Annotated in this window: 1 pseudogene; it reads right to left on the bottom strand. The window is 48.2% G+C overall.

What is annotated here, in order from left to right:
- Positions 1-857, bottom strand: a pseudogene (locus tag ACXM1Q_RS09295) (hypothetical protein); the annotation flags it as partial.
- Between the last annotated feature and the right edge of the window lie 24 nt (positions 858-881).

The following is an 881-nucleotide window of genomic DNA, read 5'->3' as shown; positions in this document are numbered from 1 at the left end:
AAGTAGCTTCCTGGTTTCTGTGGTTTCTCAGGAGTTGGGCTTACTGGCTCATACGGTACTGGAGTGTCTACACCTGGGTTATTTGGATCCACAATTGGTGGTGGAATGTAACCCTTGGTTGGATCATTTGGATCAACTGGTTTCAACGGCTCTGTGGTTCCTGGAACTTTTGGCTCATAACCTGGAATGTATGGCAACGGTGGATTGTCTTCTGGTACCAATGGTGTTTCATCATATGGTACTGGTGGACGGTCTCCTGGGTTGTCTACACCTGGAATGTATGGCAAGTAGCTTCCTGGTTTCTGTGGTTTCTCAGGAGTTGGGCTTACTGGCTCATACGGCACTGGAGTGTCTACACCTGGGTTGTTTGGATCCACAATTGGTGGTGGAATGTAACCCTTGGTTGGATCATTTGGATCAACTGGTTTCAACGGCTCTGTGGTTCCTGGAACTTTTGGCTCATAGCCTGGGATGTATGGCAACGGTGGATTGTCTTCTGGTACCAATGGTGTTTCATCATATGGTACTGGTGGACGATCTCCTGGGTTGTCTACACCTGGGATGTATGGCAAGTAGCTTCCTGGTTTCTGTGGTTTCTCAGGAGTTGGGCTTACTGGCTCATACGGCACTGGAGTGTCTACACCTGGGTTGTTTGGATCCACAATTGGTGGTGGAATGTAACCCTTGGTTGGATCATTTGGATCAACTGGTTTCAACGGCTCTGTGGTTCCTGGAACTTTTGGCTCATAACCTGGAATGTATGGCAACGGTGGATTGTCTTCTGGTACCAATGGTGTTTCATCATATGGTACTGGTGGACGGTCTCCTGGGTTGTCTACACCTGGAATGTATGGCAAGTAGCTTCCTGGTTTCTGTGGTTT

The organism is Streptococcus sp. 10F2 (assembly GCF_054331515.2).
Note: the sequence above shows the minus strand (reverse complement) of the source record. Positions and strands in the feature narration are given on the sequence as shown.